General features: G+C 66.5%; 13 protein-coding genes. 3 read left to right on the top strand and 10 right to left on the bottom strand.

The features are described 5' to 3' along the window. Positions 1 to 33 precede the first annotated feature (33 nt). The 4 genes from rsmD to thiL are packed head-to-tail and all read right to left on the bottom strand — an operon-like array spanning position 34 to position 5,012. Positions 34 to 657, bottom strand: coding sequence for a 16S rRNA (guanine(966)-N(2))-methyltransferase RsmD (rsmD, locus tag MUN23_RS17820; RefSeq protein WP_248760132.1), 624 nt, complete (start codon positions 655 to 657; stop codon positions 34 to 36). 9 nt (positions 658 to 666) lie between these two features. Continuing rightward, the gene (locus MUN23_RS17815; RefSeq protein ID WP_248760130.1) at positions 667 to 2,949 is read right to left on the bottom strand and encodes an ATP-dependent DNA helicase RecG; all 2,283 of its coding nucleotides are present in this window, start codon (positions 2,947 to 2,949) and stop codon (positions 667 to 669) included. Then, positions 2,939 to 3,949 (bottom strand): DAK2 domain-containing protein, encoded by a 1,011-nt coding sequence (locus MUN23_RS17810; RefSeq protein ID WP_248760128.1) that lies wholly within the window; start codon positions 3,947 to 3,949, stop codon positions 2,939 to 2,941. The genes MUN23_RS17815 and MUN23_RS17810 overlap by 11 nt, the downstream gene beginning before the upstream one ends. 22 nt (positions 3,950 to 3,971) lie before the next feature. Beyond that, the gene (thiL, locus tag MUN23_RS17805) at positions 3,972 to 5,012 is read right to left on the bottom strand and encodes a thiamine-phosphate kinase (RefSeq protein ID WP_256468644.1); all 1,041 of its coding nucleotides are present in this window, start codon (positions 5,010 to 5,012) and stop codon (positions 3,972 to 3,974) included. Positions 5,013 to 5,134: 122 nt separating this feature from the next. Between thiL and MUN23_RS17800 the strand changes: the two genes are divergently transcribed. After that, on the top strand, positions 5,135 to 5,638 hold the full coding sequence (locus MUN23_RS17800) for a DUF3515 family protein (RefSeq protein ID WP_248760126.1): 504 nt from the start codon (positions 5,135 to 5,137) through the stop codon (positions 5,636 to 5,638). 32 nt (positions 5,639 to 5,670) lie between these two features. Here MUN23_RS17800 and MUN23_RS17795 read toward each other — a convergent pair whose 3' ends face one another. From MUN23_RS17795 to leuC, 6 genes are all read right to left on the bottom strand, one after another. Beyond that, positions 5,671 to 6,819, bottom strand: a complete 1,149-nt coding sequence (locus tag MUN23_RS17795) for a D-alanine--D-alanine ligase family protein (RefSeq protein ID WP_248760124.1) — start codon at positions 6,817 to 6,819, stop codon at positions 5,671 to 5,673. 2 nt (positions 6,820 to 6,821) lie between these two features. Beyond that, positions 6,822 to 7,871 (bottom strand): NAD(P)H-dependent glycerol-3-phosphate dehydrogenase, encoded by a 1,050-nt coding sequence (locus tag MUN23_RS17790; RefSeq protein WP_248760123.1) that lies wholly within the window; start codon positions 7,869 to 7,871, stop codon positions 6,822 to 6,824. Continuing rightward, positions 7,871 to 8,638 carry a 1-acyl-sn-glycerol-3-phosphate acyltransferase gene (locus MUN23_RS17785; protein WP_248760122.1) on the bottom strand — a complete coding sequence of 256 codons (768 nt, stop codon included), beginning with the start codon at positions 8,636 to 8,638 and terminating at the stop codon, positions 7,871 to 7,873. The genes MUN23_RS17790 and MUN23_RS17785 overlap by 1 nt, the downstream gene beginning before the upstream one ends. Before the next feature lie 10 nt (positions 8,639 to 8,648). Further along, positions 8,649 to 9,974: a UDP-N-acetylglucosamine 1-carboxyvinyltransferase gene (gene murA / locus MUN23_RS17780; protein WP_056349177.1), complete on the bottom strand. Its 1,326-nt coding sequence runs from the start codon at positions 9,972 to 9,974 to the stop codon at positions 8,649 to 8,651. A gap of 158 nt (positions 9,975 to 10,132) precedes the next feature. After that, on the bottom strand, positions 10,133 to 10,735 hold the full coding sequence (gene leuD, locus MUN23_RS17775; RefSeq protein ID WP_248760121.1) for a 3-isopropylmalate dehydratase small subunit: 603 nt from the start codon (positions 10,733 to 10,735) through the stop codon (positions 10,133 to 10,135). Between the two features lie 9 nt (positions 10,736 to 10,744). Further along, a complete protein-coding gene (leuC, locus tag MUN23_RS17770; protein ID WP_248760120.1) occupies positions 10,745 to 12,199 on the bottom strand; it encodes a 3-isopropylmalate dehydratase large subunit in 1,455 nt (484 codons plus the stop codon). Between the two features lie 113 nt (positions 12,200 to 12,312). Here leuC and MUN23_RS17765 point away from each other — a divergent pair, with 113 nt between their 5' ends. Together MUN23_RS17765 and MUN23_RS17760 are read left to right on the top strand one after the other, a co-directional pair. Next, complete coding sequence (locus MUN23_RS17765; RefSeq protein ID WP_058932091.1) at positions 12,313 to 13,032, top strand: IclR family transcriptional regulator; 720 nt, start codon at positions 12,313 to 12,315, stop codon at positions 13,030 to 13,032. Between the two features lie 47 nt (positions 13,033 to 13,079). Then, complete coding sequence (locus tag MUN23_RS17760) at positions 13,080 to 13,619, top strand: DUF1697 domain-containing protein (protein WP_248760119.1); 540 nt, start codon at positions 13,080 to 13,082, stop codon at positions 13,617 to 13,619.

Here is a 13,619-nt window from a genome sequence, read left to right as displayed (position 1 = left end):
ACTCCCCGCGTCCCAGGCGTCCCGGGCCAGGCCCTAAACCTGCTTCGCCGACTGCTCCTCAATAAAGACGTCCGGCGCGATGGCGTCCGGCACAAATGGCTCGGCGAACCAAAGCCGCGTTTCGCCGTACTTCTTCTCGGCAAACCGTTCCAGGCCGGCGGGCCAGAACGGCTCCGGTGAACGCGAGGACCGCTCCACCACTACCACGGCCGCCGGAGCCAGATGATCGGCGAGTTTGCCCAGCACCGCCGACAGGGCAGGGTCATCCAGCGGATAGGGCGGGTCCAGGAACACCAGGTCCCAGCTGGCCGTCTCCGCCGTGCGCTCCAGGAAGGACTCCACCTTGGACCGGTGGACCGTCACTGCCTTGCGGCCCAGCACGCCGTTGATCAGGTCCGCGTTGCGTTGGCACACGGAACTGGCCTTGGCATCGAATTCCACGAGGTCGACGGCCTCAGCGCCCCGGCTGCCGCTCTCCACGCCCAACGATCCGGACCCTGCGTACAGGTCCAGGACCCGGGCACCGGCAATGATCCCGAAGGCGTCGAGCCGGGAGAACAGTGCTTCCTTCACGCGGTCGGTAGTGGGCCTGGTCAGGGAGCCGGGGACGCTGACCAGGGGGGTCCCGCCTGCGGCGCCCGCGATGATGCGGCTCATGGCCGCCTCCTATCCGCGCTCAAGGAACGCCTCCTTCTCGGGGTTCAAGTACTCGTCAATGGCCTCCGCCAACCGCGGATGCCGCGCCAGGGCCGGATCCGAGCCCACAATTTCCTGGGCGTCCTGGCGCGCCTGCGCAATGATGTCCTCGTGTTCCAGCACGCGCAGCAGTTTCAGGGTGGAGCGGCCGCCGGACTGCGACGCGCCCAGGATGTCGCCCTCGCGGCGCAGCTTCAAATCCTCCTGCGACAGCTCGAAGCCGTCCGTGGTTGCCGCCACGGCATCGAGCCGGCGCCGGCTCGGGTGCCCGCGTTCGAGGTTGGTGACCAGCAGGCACGTACCGGGAAGCCCGCCACGGCCCACCCGGCCGCGCAGCTGGTGCAGCTGGGAAATGCCGAAGCGGTCGGCGTCGAGGATCACCATCAAGGTGGCGTTATGGACGTCGACGCCGACTTCGATAACGGTGGTGGAGACCAGGAGCTTGGTCCGGTTGGCGGTGAAGTCGGCCATCGCGGCGGACTTCACTGCGGTGTCCAAACGGCCGTGCATCGGCCCAAGGGGCACACCGGCCAGGGCCGGCACCTGCTGGAGATGTTCGACGACGGCCGTCACCGACGCGAGCTCCCGCCCACCGCCGTCGCCCGCCAGGTCAGCCGCGGAAGGTTCCGCTTCCCCCGGGCTGAAGTCGCCGTCGTCGTCCGTTCCGATCCTGGGGCACACCACGTACACCTGGTGCCCGGCGTCGATCTCCTCACGGGAACGGGACCAGATGCGGTCTGCCCAGCCGGGGTTCTCGGCGAGGCCCACCACATGCGTGGAAATCGGCGCCCGGCCGGCCGGGAGCTCGTCCAGGACGGACGTTTCGAGGTCGCCGAAGACCGTCATGGCCACCGTCCGCGGAATGGGCGTGGCCGTCATGACCAGCAGGTGCGGCGGTTTGTTGGCCTTTGACCTGAGGACGTCCCGCTGCTCCACACCGAACCGGTGCTGTTCGTCCACCACGATCAGGCCAAGGTCGTAGAACGCGACGTTGTCGCTGAGCAGCGCGTGCGTGCCGATCACAATCCCGGCGGCGCCGGATGCGGCGTCCAGCATGGCCCGTTTCCGGGCGCCGGTGGGCATGGAGCCGGTGAGGAGGGTGACCTGCACCGCCCCTTCGGCGAGGCTGCCCAGCAGCCCGTCCGCGGACAGCATCGGATCGCGGGACAGGGAGCCCAGGGTCCGCCGGATGGATTCGAAGTGCTGGGCGGCGAGGACCTCGGTGGGCGCCAGGAGGGCCGCCTGCCCGCCGGCATCCACTACCTGCAGCATGGCCCGCAGCGCGACGATGGTTTTGCCCGAGCCCACCTCACCCTGCAGCAGCCGGTTCATGGGGCTGTCCTGCGCCAGCTCCGTGGCCAGCGTTTTTCCGACGGCGGCCTGGCCGCCGGTGAGCGTGAAGGGCAGCTGCCTGTCGAACGCCGCCAGCAGCCCGTCCGTGGCCGGGCGCCGCGCCGTGGCTTCCTCGGCCGCAAGCTGGGCACGGCGCCGCGCCAAGGCCGCCTGCAGGACCAGGGCCTCCTGGTAGCGCAATCGCTCCTGGGCCTTCATCCAGTCAGCCTGCGATTCCGGCCTATGGATGAGCCGGTAGGCCTCGGCCACGGGAAGGAATTTCTCCCTGCGGGCCACCGCCTCCGGCAGCGGATCCGGCAGGGCATCCAGATCCACGGTTTCCAGGAGCGTGGAGATGACTTTCTGAATCGACCAGCTGGTGAGCTTTGCGGTGGCCGGATACACAGGGATCGGCATGGCGGCGAGCTTTTCGGGGTCCATGGCCGGCATGTCCGGGTCCTCGTCGAGGAGGTGGAAGTCCGGGTTGGTCAAGCCCAGGGACGCTCCGTAGCGCGTCACCTTGCCGGAGAACATCACGCGCCGGCCCGGCAGGAGCTGCGCCTGTGCCCGGTGTCCGCTAAAAAAGGTGATCTTGAGCGTGCCGTGCCCGCTGCCGGGGCCTACCGCGGAAAGGCGCGGACGGCCGTGGGAGGCGGCGTCGTCGGTGATCACAACGTCGGTGATGGAACCACGGCGCGTATGCATCTTGCGCGTGCTGTTGGAGAGCACGCGCGCAAAAAGCGTGACCTCTTCATCCAGCGGCAACTCGCTGATGGGCGTCAGTTCACCGCGGTTCAGGTAGCGGCGCGGGAAGTAGTTCAGGAGGCCGCCGACTGTGGCGATGCCCAGGTGCTTCTCAATGGCCGACGCTGACCGCTTTCCGATCAGGCGTTCCAGGCCCAGGTCCAGTTCAGCGCTCATGCCCACTGGAGTTCACCGGAGCTGGTTCGGGTTCGCGGGCCAGGGCGAGTTCGCTGACCGAAATGTCGCTGGGCTCGCCGAGGGAACGGATCAGGGCGACCGCGGGTGCGGCGTCGGGGACGTGGACATGGACGCGCCACCGGTAGCTGCCCTCAGCATCGGCCATACTGTCCACCTGGCTCATGATGACGGACTCGCCGACCTCGTCGAGCCGCTGGCGCAGCGTGGCCGCGCTGAGCGGCGAAAGGCTGATGGTGCACATGACCTCAACGCCGTCGTCAGCCGGCATATCAGCGTGGATGTGGGGGTCCTGGACGTCAAAGCCGTGCAGCCCATCGAGGAGTTCGCCCTGCAGCTCCTCGCCAAGAACGGCGGAGCGAAGGCAGTCAAGGATGAGCAGCATACCAACGCCCCCGGCATCGACCACATGCGCGGCTTCAAGGGCGGCAAGCTGGCTCTCGGTGCTGATAACTGCTCTCAGCGCGCCGTTGACGGCAGCATCGAGGGCTTTGCCGAGTGCCTGGTTGCTGTCGTCGCCGTTGTGCCCCGCGTCCACTGCCGCGGCGGCCCGGGCCGCGGCTTCCATCACCGAAAGCATGGTGCCTGGCACGGGGTCGCTCAACGCGGACCAGGCCCGGATCTGGGCACGGTTCAGCGCGGCGGCCAGAAGGGTTGACGTCAGGCGGGTGTGACCGGCCAGGGGTTCAGCCGCGGCGCAGAGAAAGACTGAGAAGAGGGTTCCGGAATTGCCGCGGGCCTGCTCCATCGCGGCCCTTCCGGCACGCGCCAGCACCGCTCCGACATCCGCCTGGCCGGCGTCAGCCGGGACTGCCGCGCCTTGGACCGCCGGGCCGCTGTGCAGGGCACGGGCGGCCGCCCGAACGGTGAGGTAAAGGTTGGTGCCGGTGTCACCGTCCGCCACGGGGAAGATGTTGATGGCATTGAGGCGGTCGCTGTGGTTGGCAATGGCGGTTTCAGCCTTGTCCAACCACCGCTTCATCGCTTGCGCGTTGGCGGCAACCTTAGTCTGCAAAGTGATCCCATCCCCCGGTGCCAACGGCGTGGCCCGCAATTGTGACGCCCGGAAGTGTGGCGCTTCCCAAGGCTTGTACTGAGCCTATCGCAGTGAATCCGGCAGGCAGCTGAACGCCGGCCGGGAATGTGGCCAGCAGCCCGTGGTCCTCTCCCCCGCCCAGCACCCAGGCCATGGGGTCAGCGCTGAGAAGGTCCGACGCCGGACGCAGGGCTTGCGCGAGAGGCTTCAACGCCGCGGGGTCAAGGTCAAGGACGACGCCGCTGGCGGCGGCGAGGCGGCCGCCGTCGCGCACCAGGCCGTCCGATATATCCAGCATGGCAGTGGCTCCGACTGACCTAGCCAGCGGCCCCGCGGACAGTGGCGGCCGTGGCCTGCACTGCACTTCCACGAGCGCCCATTGCGCGGGCGCCAGGGATTGCACAGCAACCTCTGCTTCCAGGAGCGCAAGCCCGGCCGCGGCCCGGCCCACCGTACCGGCCAGGGCCACAACGTCTCCGGCACGGGCCCCCGACCGCAGAACCGCGTTGCCGCCAGCCAACGAGCCCAGCACGGCGACCGTCACGGAGATTTCCCTGCCGCGGCCCAAATCGCCCCCCGCCACCGAACAGTCTGTTGCCCCGAGTTCCCGGATTCCCGCAGTCAGGCCGTCGGCCAGGTCCGCCACCCAGCTGACAGGGGTGTCGGGGGGCAGCGTCAGGCTCACCACCAGCGACGTGGCCACGCCGCCCATGGCGTTGATGTCGCTGAGGTTTTGGGCCGCCGCCTTCCAGCCGACGTCGAAGCCCGTGGTGCGGTACCCGTTGGGCCATTGGAGCCGGAAGTCCTGGTCCTGCACCTGGGTATCGATGCTGATTACTGTCCTGCCATCCGGAGCGGCGATAATGGCGGCGTCGTCGCCCGGGCCAAGCAGGGTTGCCGAACCGTGCGTTCCGGCCATTTCCAACCGCGGAAAGATCCGGGCCAGGAGTTCGGCTTCGGACAGCGCGGCGACAATCAGCGTTTCTTCAGTCAACGGAATTTCAGGCACGCCCCTACGCTACAGCGCGGCACCGACATTGCTGGTCCGCCCCTTGTTATGGAGGTCCCCGCGACGGGCTTCCGGTCCTTCCTGCGTCCCGCTCCATTCGGCGTCGACGCTAGGCTGGATGGATGCACAATCCCCGTTTTCCCTTGCCTGTCCGCGTGTCCGGAATCCTGCTGACCGCGGCCCTCACTGCAGCCGCTTTGTCCGCCTGTGCCCCGACTGTGGATGTCACCGCCGCAGGCGACGCGGCGAACCCGGCCTGCGCCCCGATGATGGTGGCCCTCCCGGACGCCATCGGCGATGCTGCCCGGCGGAAAACCAACAGCCAGGCCACCGCCGCCTGGGGGGACCCGTCTCAGGTGATCCTGCGCTGCGGCGTCAACGTTCCAGGCCCGACGACGGACCGGTGCGTGAGTGTCAACGGCATCGACTGGGTTATCAAGGAGGGCGATCCGGTGTGGACGCTGACTACCTTCGGCCGCGAACCCGCCACGGAAATCCTGATGGATCCGGAGAAGATCAGCTCCGCAACTGTCCTGGCGGATCTTTCCGCCTCAGCCGGAAAGATCCCGGCCAGCCGGAACTGCGTGGGTCAGGAAGACCTGCAGAACCTGCCCACCAGTAAATAGGTCTCGACAGGCTCAACCACCGGGCCGCCGCGTCAGCGGAGGCCGGTCTTCCGGTTCAAGGCCAGATGGATCAGCTCATCAATCAGGTCCGCGTAATTCAGGCCTGATGCTGCCCACATCTGCGGGTACATGCTCTTGGGCGTAAACCCGGGCATGGTGTTGATCTCGTTGATGATCAATTCGCCGTCGGGCGTATAGAAGAAGTCCACGCGGCTCAGGCCTTCCGCACCCACAGCGTCGAAGGCAGCTGCCGCGAGTTCCCGGACCCGCACGATGGCTTCCTCGGGAATGTCGGCGGGGCAGCTCAGCGCGGCGGCGTCGTCCTCAACATACTTCGCGTTGAAGTCGTAGAATTCGTGCGTTCCGGCGGCGACGGAAATTTCGCCCGGCATGGACGTCCGGGGGGAATCGGTCCCGCGTCCTTCCAAGACCGCACACTCAATCTCACGCCCTACGATGCCAGCCTCGATGACCAGTTTGAGGTCGTGGCGCCGGGCTTCCTCGACGGCGGCGTCGAGTCCCTCGAGCGAGTCCACTTTGGAGATCCCCATGGACGAACCCGCCCGCGCCGGCTTGACGAACACGGGAAAGCCGAGCTGGTCCACCTGCTTGCGGACGGCCTCCGCGTCCTTGACCCACTGACGGTCCGTGACGGCAATGTAGGGCCCCACGTGCAGCCCGGCGGCCTCGAACACAACCTTCATGTAGTGCTTGTCCATGCCCACAGCCGACGCAAGCACGCCGGCGCCGACGTAGCGCGTGTCGGACAGTTCCAGGAGCCCCTGGATGGTGCCGTCCTCGCCAAAGGGACCGTGGAGAAGGGGAAACACAACGTCCACCGTCCCGAGTTCCTGCGGTACCTGGTTCGGTGAGGCGACGATCAGCTGGTGCTCGCCGCCGATCTCGGCCAGTGTCACCGTTTCCGACGACGGCGGGACCTCCGGCAGCGACGACGCGGACAGCGACCACTGGGCTGTATCCCCGGCAGCCAGCACCCACTGCCCCGACTTGGCGATGCCGATGGGGATGACATCGTACTTGTCTTTGTTGATGGCGCCCAGAACGCCGGCGGCGGTCACGCAGCTCACGGCATGTTCGCTGGACCGGCCACCAAAAAGGACCGCGACGCGGGGTTTGGCCCGGGGGGCGGAGTCCGCTGCGGTCAGGTTATCGTCGGACATCGTCAGTAATCGCCTTCGGGTTTCAGGTCCCGGGCCAGCAGCAGCGGCCCCAGTTGGTCAACGGACAGTTTGCCGGCCAGGACGGCTACGACGGCGGCAGTGATGGGCATTTCGACGCCCAGTTTCCCCGCAAGTTCATGCACAGCCTGGCCGGATTTGATGCCTTCGGCTGTTTGTGTCATCTGCTGCGCCAACTGCTCAAGGGTAAGTCCCTGGCCCAGCATCCGGCCGGCCGTATGGTTTCGCGACAGAGGCGAGGAACACGTCGCCACCAGATCCCCCAGGCCCGCCAGCCCGGCCATGGTCCGCGCCTCGCCACCGAGGGCAAGGGCAAGCCTGGATGTTTCGGCCAAGCCCCGGGTGATCACGGAGGCCTTGGTGTTGTCCCCCATCTGTTTACCTTCACAGATGCCCACGGCCAGCGCTATGACGTTCTTGACGATGCCGCCAATTTCCACACCGACGACATCCGCCGTGGTGTACGGACGGAAGTACGGTGCGGTGCAGCTCCTCGCGATCCAGCCCGCGGTGGCCGCATCGGAACAGGCCACCACAGAAGCAGTCGGTTCCTCCCGGGCGATCTCCATGGCCAGGTTGGGACCGGAAACCACGGCAATGCGGTCCGCGGGAATCCCCAGTTCGTCGCTGATCACCTCACTCATCCGGGAGTCCGTGCCGAGCTCCAGGCCCTTCATCAGGGACACCACCACGGCGTCAGCGGCGATCAGCGGCTTCCATTCACGGAGCTGGAGTCGCAGTGACTGTGCAGGAACGGCCAGGACCACCAGGTCCGCGCCCGCCAGCACCTCGCTGACGTCTGTGGACGCTGTGATGCTGGGCGGCAGCTCTGTGTCCTTCAGGTACTGGACGTTCCGGTGCGTGCTGTTGATCTGCTCCACCACTTCGCTGCGCCGGCCCCAGATCCGGATGCTCCGCTGTTCCCCTGCTGCCCGAGCCGCATCGGCGAGGATCTTGGCGAATGTGGTACCCCAGGAACCGGCGCCCACGACGGCGACAGACCGGGCGGAACCCTGACGGCTTCCGTCAGCCATCAGATGGCATCCGCAGCGTCGTCAGGATTTTCCCGCACAACGAAGCGACCGTGCGTGGCTTGATTGTGTTTGGAAGGGTCCCAGCGTTCAGCGGGCGGCTCCTCCCCGCGGATGTCGGCCAGCAAACCGGTCACGGCATCCATGATCTTCTCGGTTGCCGCGGTCAGCGTTGCTTTGTCCAGTGGCCGGCCCATGAACTGGCTGAGGTCAACGGGCTTGCCCACCATCACCCTGGACGTCCTGCGCGGGAAAAGGTGGAACCGCTTCGCATAACGCGGGAACACCTCATGGGCGCCCCAGTGCGCGATCGGTACCACGGGAATGCCGCCTTCCAGGGCAAGGCGGGCAGCGCCGGTGTGGCCCTTCATCGGCCACAGCGCGGGATCGCGGGTGAGTGTGCCTTCGGGGTAGATGATGATGGCCCCGCCGTCCGCCACAATCTCCTGGGCGAGCTGCAGCGAGCGGTTCGCTCCCGCCGTCGAGCGTTCCACCGGGATCTGCCGGGTGGCCCGCAGGACCGCGCCCAGGACCGGAACCTTGAACAGCCCGGCCTTCGCCAGGAAGTGCGGGGCGCGCTTCTGGTTGTAGAGAATGTGCCCCACGATCAGCGGATCGATTTCCGTGCAATGGTTAGGCGCGGCAATAAACCCGCCGGCGGGGAGGTTCTCGAGGCCTTCCCACTTCTTGTTCATCATTGCGTTCAGCACCGTGCGCACTATGGCCGCGACCACAACGAATGTGGCCTGGCTCTTGGCCGTTTCCTTCACGTACCCACCGTTACTTTGTCGAGGTGATGTCGAAGTCGGCGCCGAGGCCGGACAGCTTTTCGGTGAAACGTTCGTAGCCGCGGTTGATGATGTCGATCCCGGTCACGCGCGACGTGCCCGAAGCGGCCAGCGCCGCGATCAGGTGGCTGAAGCCGCCACGCAGGTCCGGTACGTCGATGTCGGCGCCCTTGAGCTGGGTGGGACCGGAGATGACGGCGGAGTGGAGGAAGTTGCGCTGGCCGAAGCGGCACGGCACGCTGCCCAGGCACTCGCGGTGCACCTGGATGCTCGCGCCCATCCGGATGAGCGCGTCGGTGAAGCCGAACCTGTTTTCATAGACGGTCTCGTGGACGATCGACACGCCTTCGGCCTGGGTCAGTGCCACCACCAGCGGCTGCTGCCAGTCGGTCATAAAGCCGGGGTGCACATCCGTTTCCAGGACCAGCGGGTTGAGCTTGCCGCCCCGGTGGTAGAAGCGGATGCCGTCCTCGCCGATGTCCATGCCGCCGCCTACCTTCCGGTAGGTGTTCAGGAACGTCATCATGTCCCGCTGCGAGGCGCCTTCGACGAAGATGTCACCGCGGGTCACCAGTGCTGCCGAAGCCCACGACGCCGATTCGTTGCGGTCCGAGAGGGCACGGTGGTTGTAGCCGCCCAGGTCCCGGACGCCTTCAATGCGGATGGTCCGGTCGGTCTGGACGCTGATGATGGCGCCCATCTTCTGCAGCACTGCTATGAGGTCGATGATCTCGGGTTCCGTGGCAGCGCCGGAAAGCTCCGTGATCCCTTCGGCGCGGGTAGCGCTGAGCAGCACCTGCTCCGTGGCACCCACCGAGGGGTACGGCAGGTTGATCTTGGCGCCATGCAGGCCCTTGGGCGCAGAGATGTGAATGCCGCCCGGGCGCTTTTCCACCACGGCGCCGAACTGGCGGAGTACGTTCAGGTGGTAGTCGATGGGCCGGTCACCGATCTTGCAGCCGCCAAGGTCCGGAATGAAGGCCTCACCGATCGCATGGATCAGGGGTCCGCAGAGCAGGATGGGGATCCGCGAATCACCGGCGTGGGCATCGATCGCCGTGCTCGGGGCGGTTTTGGCCGCCTTCGGATCCAGGGTGAGGTCACCGCTGACGGGATCCTTGACCACCGTCACTCCGTGCAGCTGCAGGAGCGAGGTGACAACCTCGACGTCCTTGATCTCCGGAACGTTCCGCAACACCGACGGCTCGTTGCCCAGTAATGCTGCCACCATGGCCTTGGGAACAAGGTTTTTGGCCCCCCGGACGCTGACGCGGCCTGTAAGCGGGACTCCGCCGCGGATTGTCAGAACACTACTCATATACCGGTTTCCTTACGATTACTCGCCCCAAAATCCTTGCAAAGGCTCCAGCTAAGCATAGGAGGTTGCGTTACCGAACCGAAATACGGGCGCCGAAAGCCTCCGGCGCGGCGCCGTTCAGGCGGCTCCGTCCGGGGCGGGAAATTCCGCGCTCGCGCTCAGGAAAGGCGGGCCGGAAGCGTTGTGGGCATAAAGGCCGGACGGGTGGCCTCGAAGGCAGTGATGTCCTCTTCGTGCTGGAGTGTCAGGCCAATGTCGTCCAGGCCCTCCAGGAGGCGCCAGCGCGTGTAATCGTCGATTTCAAAGGGTGCCACGATGGTGCCGCAGATGACAGTTTTGGAGACGAGATCAACGGTGACTTCGGTGCCGGGAGCGTTCTCGAGCTCTTTCCAGATCAGCTCTATGTCGTCCTGGGCGAGCTCAGCGGCCAGCAGACCCTGCTTGCCGGAGTTGCCGCGGAAAATATCAGCGAAACGTGAAGACAGGACGGTCTTGAAACCATAGTCCTTCAGCGCCCAGACGGCGTGTTCACGGGACGAACCGGTGCCGAAATCCGGGCCCGCCACCAGGACGGAGCCGGCGTTGAACGGCGCCTGGTTCAGGATGAAGGCCGGGTCCTTGCGCCAGGCGGAGAACAGTGCGTCCTCGAAGCCGGTTCGGGTGATCCGCTTGAGGTAGACCGCGGGGATGATCTGGTCCGTGTCAACGTTGCTCTGGCGCAGCGGCACGCCGATGCCGGTGTGGGTGGTGAACTTTTCCATGGCGGCCTCCTAGGCTGCGTCGGTGCGGATGGCGGCGGATTCGGGAGCCGGATCGAGGTCCGACGGCGAACTCAGGGTGCCACGGATGGCCGTGGCCGCTGCCACCACCGGCGATACCAGGTGGGTGCGGCCGCCCTTGCCCTGACGGCCTTCGAAGTTTCGGTTGGACGTCGAGGCGCAACGCTCCCCCACCTCCAGCTGGTCCGGGTTCATGCCCAGGCACATCGAGCAGCCGGCGAAGCGCCACTCGGCGCCGAAGTCCTTGAAGACCTTGTCCAGCCCTTCGGCCTCTGCTTCCAGCCGCACGCGGGCCGAACCGGGCACCACCAGCATCCGGATGTTGGGGTCCTTCCGGCGCCCGCGGATGATGTCCGCAGCGGCCCGGAGGTCCTCCATGCGCGAGTTGGTGCAGGAGCCCAGGAAGACCGTGTCCACTCGGATGTCTTTCATGGGCGTACCGGCGGTCAGTCCCATGTACTGCAGGGCGCGTTCGGCGGCAGCCTTGGCGTTTTCGTCGCCGAAGTCCTCCGGGGACGGGACCCTGGCGGAAAGCGAAACACCCTGCCCTGGGTTTGTGCCCCAGGTGACGAACGGCTCCAGCGTGTCGGCGTCCAGGGCCACCTCGACGTCGAACGTGGCGTCGTCGTCGGTCCTCAGCGTGTTCCAGTACTCGACGGCGGCATCCCATTCGGCGCCCTGTGGGGCGTGCGGGCGGCCATTCATGTAGTCGTAGGTGATCTGGTCCGGGGCCACCAGGCCGGCGCGGGCGCCGGCTTCGATGGACATGTTGCAGATGGTCATGCGGGCTTCCATGGACAGCGCGCGGATGGCGGAACCGCGGTATTCCAGGACGTAGCCCTGGCCTCCGCCGGTGCCGATCTTGGCAATCACGGCCAGGATGATGTCCTTGGCGGTAACGCCCGGGCGCAGCGTGCCTTCGACGTTGATGGCCATGGTTTTGAACGGCTTCAGGGACAGCGTCTGGGTGGCCATGACGTGCTCCACTTCGGACGTACCGATGCCCATGGCCAGGGCACCGAACGCGCCATGGGTGGACGTGTGGGAGTCACCGCAGACAACGGTCATGCCAGGCTGTGTGAGGCCAAGCTGCGGGCCAACCACGTGCACAATGCCCTGTTCCGCGTCGCCGAGCGAGTGCAGGCGGACGCCGAACTCTGCGCAGTTGTTGCGCAGCGTCTGGATCTGCGTGCGGCTGGTGAGATCGGCAATGGGCTTGTCGATGTCCAGCGTGGGAGTGTTGTGGTCCTCCGTGGCGATGGTGAGGTCCGGCCGGCGCAGCTTGCGGCCCGCCAGGCGCAGGCCCTCGAAGGCCTGCGGAGAGGTCACCTCATGGACAAGGTGAAGGTCAATGAAGAGGAGGTCGGGCTGGCCATTGGCTCCTTCGCCCTCGCCTTTGCGCACCACATGTGCGTCCCAGACTTTCTCGGCCAGTGTCTTTGCCACGGCCATCTCCCTTCACTGCTGTTTGGCTGTTTGGTTCCACTGAACCAGCAGGGCTGCATTTTGTGCCAGCCCAAAGATTTGCATCTCAGATAATGAGACGGCAATATCATTACATGGACAATTCTAGTGGAGTCGGTGTCATTGATAAAGCGGCCCATGTGCTTGATGCATTGGAGGCCGGCCCCACCACGCTGGCACAGCTGGTGGCCGCCACGGGCCTGGCCCGGCCCACCGTGCACAGGCTCGCCCTGGCCCTGATCCATCACCGGCTTGTAAGCCGCGACATCCAGGGCCGGTTTGTCCTCGGCAGCCGCCTGGTGGAGCTGGCCTCCGCCGCCGGCGAGGACCGTCTCATCGCTTCCGCCGGGCCGGTCCTGATGCAGCTGCGCGACGCCACCGGCGAAAGCTCCCAGATCTTCCGCCGCCAGGGCGAATGGCGTATTTGTGTCGCCTCCGCAGAACGCCCCATCGGCCTGCGCGACACCATCCCCGTCGGCACCAAGCTTTCCATGAAGGCCGGCTCCGCCGCCCAGGTGCTGCTGGCCTGGGAAGACCACGACCGGCTTCTCGAGGGCCTGCAGGCCGCCCGTTTCACGCCCACCGTGCTGGCAGGCGTACGACGGCGGGGCTGGGGACAGAGCCTCGGCGAACGCGAGCCCGGGGTCGCCTCAGTCTCGGCACCGGTCCGGGGACCGTCCGGACGCGTGATCGCCGCGGTCTCGATCTCCGGCCCCATCGAGCGGCTCACCCGCCAGCCGGGCCGCCTCCACGCCGAGGTGGTCTGCAACGCCGCGCGGATACTCACTGAGGCCCTGCGCAAGGGCAACGACTGAAGGCTCGCCCCCGTCCAGGCCTGGCTGCCCCCGGCTAGGCTGTCGGCATGAACAGGTACGCAGTCTTCCTCCGCGGGATAAATGTCGGCGGGATCAACATCAAGATGGCGGACCTCAAGACTGCGCTTGCAGCGCAGGGGTTCGCGGACGTCAAGACACTGCTGGCCAGCGGCAATGTGGTGCTTGCCAGCGCCGAGGATCCTGCCGCGGTCAAGCAGACGTTTGAAAAGTGCCTGCGTGACGCCTTCGGCTACGACGCCTGGGTGGTTGTCCTCACGGCACGGCGGGTCTCCGAACTCGTGGCGGCCTGCCCGTATCCGGCGGACGACAAGGCAACGCACACCTACATCACGCTGGCATCGGACACCGCCATGCTCGATGAGCTTGAAGCCGCCAGCGCAGCCTTTGAAGGTACCCAGCAGAAACGCCTCGGCCCGGAGGCATTGGCCTGGCTGGCTCCGGCCGGCGGGACACTGGACAGCCCGTTCAGCAAGATTTCGTCCAAGGCCAGGTTCAAGGCAACCACTACCACCCGGAACCTGCGGACGCTGATCAAGGTCAGGGACGCCGCACCCGCACTGGCGTAA

Origin of the sequence: Pseudarthrobacter sp. SSS035, assembly GCF_023273875.1 — a bacterium.
GTDB lineage: Bacteria > Actinomycetota > Actinomycetes > Actinomycetales > Micrococcaceae > Arthrobacter.
This window is presented reverse-complemented; position numbering and strand designations above follow the sequence as displayed.

Coding starts and splice junctions, on each gene's coding strand:
- MUN23_RS17800 (WP_248760126.1), top strand. CDS start 5,135: ATGCACAATCCCCGTTTTCCCTTGCCTGTCCGCGTGTCCGGAATCCTG.
- MUN23_RS17760 (WP_248760119.1), top strand. CDS start 13,080: ATGAACAGGTACGCAGTCTTCCTCCGCGGGATAAATGTCGGCGGGATC.
- MUN23_RS17795 (WP_248760124.1), bottom strand. CDS start 6,819: ATGTCCGACGATAACCTGACCGCAGCGGACTCCGCCCCCCGGGCCAAA.
- murA (WP_056349177.1), bottom strand. CDS start 9,974: ATGAGTAGTGTTCTGACAATCCGCGGCGGAGTCCCGCTTACAGGCCGC.
- MUN23_RS17790 (WP_248760123.1), bottom strand. CDS start 7,871: ATGGCTGACGGAAGCCGTCAGGGTTCCGCCCGGTCTGTCGCCGTCGTG.
- leuD (WP_248760121.1), bottom strand. CDS start 10,735: ATGGAAAAGTTCACCACCCACACCGGCATCGGCGTGCCGCTGCGCCAG.
- MUN23_RS17810 (WP_248760128.1), bottom strand. CDS start 3,949: ATGAAGCGGTGGTTGGACAAGGCTGAAACCGCCATTGCCAACCACAGC.
- MUN23_RS17815 (WP_248760130.1), bottom strand. CDS start 2,949: ATGAGCGCTGAACTGGACCTGGGCCTGGAACGCCTGATCGGAAAGCGG.
- MUN23_RS17765 (WP_058932091.1), top strand. CDS start 12,313: ATGGACAATTCTAGTGGAGTCGGTGTCATTGATAAAGCGGCCCATGTG.
- rsmD (WP_248760132.1), bottom strand. CDS start 657: ATGAGCCGCATCATCGCGGGCGCCGCAGGCGGGACCCCCCTGGTCAGC.